Source organism: Cyclonatronum sp. (assembly GCF_022565315.1).
GTDB lineage: Bacteria > Bacteroidota > Rhodothermia > Balneolales > Cyclonatronaceae > Cyclonatronum.
Map to the genome: position 1 here is coordinate 1 of NZ_JAIUMX010000182.1, position 3,759 is coordinate 3,759.

Consider the following 3,759-nt stretch of genomic DNA (forward strand, 5'->3'; position numbering starts at 1 on the left):
AAATGGTTGAATGGCGGCGCTATCTGCACCGTAATCCCGAAATTAGTTTTAAAGAATTTGAGACCACCAAATGGCTCACGGCCCGCCTTGAGGAAATGGGCTGTGAGGTGCATCATCCTACCGAAACCGGCTGTGTTGCCGTAATTCGGGGGAAGTCGCCCGACAGCCGGGTCGTTGCCCTGCGCGCGGACATTGACGCCCTTGCAATGGAGGAAACCGGTGATGCCAAGGCCGGTTTCCGCTCTCAAAATGCCGGGGCGGCGCACTGCTGCGGGCACGATGCGCACACGGCCAACCTGCTCAGCTGTGCCCGTATGCTGCTCGACCTGCGCGATCAGATCACGGGCACCATCGTGCTCGTTTTTCAGCCGGGGGAGGAAAAGCTGCCCGGCGGCGGACGCCTCATTTCGGAGTCGGGCATCCTGCAGTCGCTTGGCGTGCAGGCGATTTACGGCCTCCACACAAGTCCGGCCCACGCGCCCGGCACCATTGGCGTAATCAAGGGCCCGATGATGGCCCGGCCCGATGAGTTTGCCCTCGACCTCATCGGCAAAGGCGGTCACGCCGCCGCACCGCATCTTGCAATCGACCCCATCGTGATGGCCGCGCAGTTTGTGAGCGCGGTGCAGACCGTACGCAGCCGAAGCATCAATCCGCTTGAGCCCGTTGTGGTTACCGTCGGCAAAATCAGCGGGGGCACCGCTCACAACGTGATTCCCGAAAAAGTGAGCATGCTCGGCACCATCCGGACCTTCAGCCGCGAGACCTCCAATTTTATCGCGCAGCGTATCGAAGCCATTGCTGCGGGTATCGCGCAGGGCGCAGGCGGCAGTTATCATTTTTCGTATGATGAAGGCTACCCGGCCGTAATCAACACCGACTGGGCTACCGATGTAATTGTGGATGTGGCGGAAAGTCTGCACGGTCCCGAAACGGCCCTTTGGATGCCCGAGCCGGTGATGGGCGGCGAAGATTTCGCCTTCTATCTCGAGCACTTCCCCGGTGCCTTCTTCCTGCTCGGCACGGGAAGCGCCAAAGCCGATTCGCTCTGGTCGTGGCACCATCCCCGCTATAATATAGATGAGGATGCCTTTGTAACCGGTGCTTCGCTAATGGCGGGCATCGCCCTTCACCCTAACGCAACAGGAGGGGGGAATGGCTGAGGAATCAGGCCGCAGCTCCGGCGCCAAAAAGCTGGCCCTCGATAATTTTTCGGGGGATGTGTTTTGTCTGGATGAAGCGCTCCTTGCCCGCGGATGCCGAGCCGCGACGGAAAGCCCGCGCCTGCGCATCATCTACCCGGTGCAGCGCACGCAGGGGGATCTGGTGCAGCGGCTGCTCAACTTCATGCAGCCCGGCACCTATGTGATGCCGCACATGCACCCGATGCCGCACGCCACCGAGAGCATCATCCTGCACCGCGGGGCGATTCAGTTCTACATTTTTGAGGAAGACGGAAGTCTTTCACGCTCGTTCAGGCTGGAAGCAGGCCGGGCAAACTGCATGGTCGATATCAGCGCGCGGGTGTGGCACAGTTTTGAAGTGCTCGAAAAAGACACCGTGCTCATCGAATTCAAGAAGGGTCCGTATGATGCGGCAACCGACAAAGTTTTTGCCGGCTGGGCCCCGCAGGAAGACAGCGGAGAGACGGAGGCTTTTTTGGAAAATCTCCGCGCGCAGGCCACCCGGCTTTAACTTTAAAGGGAAGCGGAACCGGCCTCAGCCCGCATGGTGTTTGCATAAGCCAAAGACATCCTTTTTTTACTGATTACCGAAACCATCCATCCGAATGATTTTCAAAAACATCACACAGCGCAGCTGGTGGGAACGCGACCTGCTGGCCCGGCCGGCTGACCTCCTCATTATCGGCTCCGGCATTACGGGGCTTGCTACCGCGCTTTTTTATAAGCGTCAGCATCCCGAACACCGGGTGATGGTGCTCGACCGCGGGTTCTGGCCCACGGGCGCTACCGGCCGGAATGCCGGCTTTGCGTGCTTTGGCTCTGCAGGTGAGCTGCTCGACGACCTGCAGCAGGAAGCCGAAGCCGGCGTGAAAGACCGCCTGCGGCTGCGCCTCGAAGGCCTCGCCCTGCTCAAAGAAGAGCTGGGTAGCGAAGAAATCGGCTTCGAAATGACCGGCGGCTACGAGATTTTTGATGATACCAACGATCCGCACTTTCGCGAAAGCCTTGCACAGCTGCCGCGCTTCAGCCGCTGGGTCGAAGAACTCACGGGAGAAGCCGACACCTACGAATTCCGTGAAATAAACGGATTTCCATCCATCTTTAACCGCCTCGAAGGCTACCTGCACAGCGGCAAAATGCTGGAAGTGCTGGTCCGCAAAGTACAGCAGGCCGGCGTGGAAATCCGCTGGAACACGCCGGTTGCCGAAGTGCACCAGCACGGAGCCGTACTGCAGGACGGGCTCGCACTCGAAGCCGCTGCCGTACTTTGTGCCACCAACGGCTACACCTCCACGCTGCTCGGCGAGACACAGGTGAAACCCGCCCGCGGCTACGTATTTGTCACCAATCCGCTTCAAAAGCTGCCCTGGCACGGCAGCTGTCACTACAACCGGGGCTATGTCTATTTCCGCGACCTCGGCGACCGCCTCCTCATCGGCGGCGCCCGCGACGTAGATAAAGCGGGTGAAGAATCCATCCTCAATGAAATCAACCCGAAAATCAAAAACTGGCTCGTCAGTTTTGTCAATGACAAGCTCGGCATCGACCCTGACTGGCAGATCGATCAGGAATGGACCGGCGTGATGGGCTTCGGCGCCACCAAAACTCCGGAATGCCGCCGCCACGAAAACGGCGTGTACACCGCCGCCGGCCTCGGCGGCATGGGCGTCGCCATCGGCATGAAACTCGGTCAGCGCACCGCCTCTCTCATCACTAACCACCCTACCCCTCATTTTTAGATTATGATACTCCCCGTACGGGCAGCCCTTGTGGCTGCCCCGGCTGCCACGAGGGCAGCCGCTACGGCCCTCCTCGTCGCTTTTTTTATCGGCCTGATTCCCGCCGACGCCCATGCCTGGGGCCGCACCGGGCACTACATCACCGGCGAAATCGCGCAGCGGCATCTCACTCCGGGGGCTGCGGCCCATGTGGAGCGGCTGCTCGGCGAAACCAGCCTCACCGTCGCAACCGTGTGGATGGATCAGGTTCGCTCAACTGAGCCCTACCGGCACACGGCGGACTGGCACTGGGTCACCATACCCGATGGCATGCGCTATGAAGAGGCCGAACACAACCCGAACGGCGATGTGATCGAAGCCCTTGAACGGCAGATTGCCGCGCTGAAATCCGGCAGACTCACCGAAGACGAAGAGCGGGACGCCCTCCGGATGGTGATTCACATGATCGGCGACATGCATCAGCCGCTGCACGTTGGTACCGGCGAAGACCGCGGCGGCAACGATGTGCGGGTGCAGTGGCTCGGCCGCAGTTCCAACCTGCACCGCGTGTGGGATACCGACATGATCGAATCATGGGACCTCACAAGCACACAGTTTGCGGACGCCCTCCTGATTGTTGATGATGCAACCAAAGCCGCCTGGAAACAGGGCGGTCCGCGCGACTGGGCCCATGAATCGGTGCAGTACCGGGCTAACATCTACGACCTGCCCGAAAACCTTGAACTTGGCTGGGAATACCGCAACCGCAATTTTCATATTGTAGAAAAGCGCCTCATACAGGCAGGCCTGCGCATCGCTATGGTGCTGAATGAGGTGTATGGCGGGCGGTGAGGTAG

4 protein-coding genes are annotated in these 3,759 nt (G+C 60.0%); all 4 read left to right on the forward strand.

Going from position 1 to position 3,759, the window contains the following annotated elements; genetic code table 11:
• A partial coding sequence (locus tag LAT75_RS15295) for a M20 family metallopeptidase (RefSeq protein WP_291483657.1) occupies window positions 1-1,163 on the forward strand: 1,163 nt, incomplete at its 5' end.
• Window positions 1,156-1,695: a WbuC family cupin fold metalloprotein gene (locus LAT75_RS15300; protein ID WP_291483659.1), complete on the forward strand. Its 540-nt coding sequence runs from the start codon at window positions 1,156-1,158 to the stop codon at window positions 1,693-1,695. The genes LAT75_RS15295 and LAT75_RS15300, both read left to right, overlap by 8 nt.
• Window positions 1,696-1,789: 94 nt before the next feature.
• Complete coding sequence (locus LAT75_RS15305; RefSeq protein ID WP_291483661.1) at window positions 1,790-2,923, forward strand: FAD-dependent oxidoreductase; 1,134 nt, start codon at window positions 1,790-1,792, stop codon at window positions 2,921-2,923.
• Between the two features lie 3 nt (window positions 2,924-2,926).
• Window positions 2,927-3,754, forward strand: a complete 828-nt coding sequence (locus LAT75_RS15310; protein ID WP_291483663.1) for a S1/P1 nuclease — start codon at window positions 2,927-2,929, stop codon at window positions 3,752-3,754.
• Window positions 3,755-3,759: the final 5 nt, after the last annotated feature.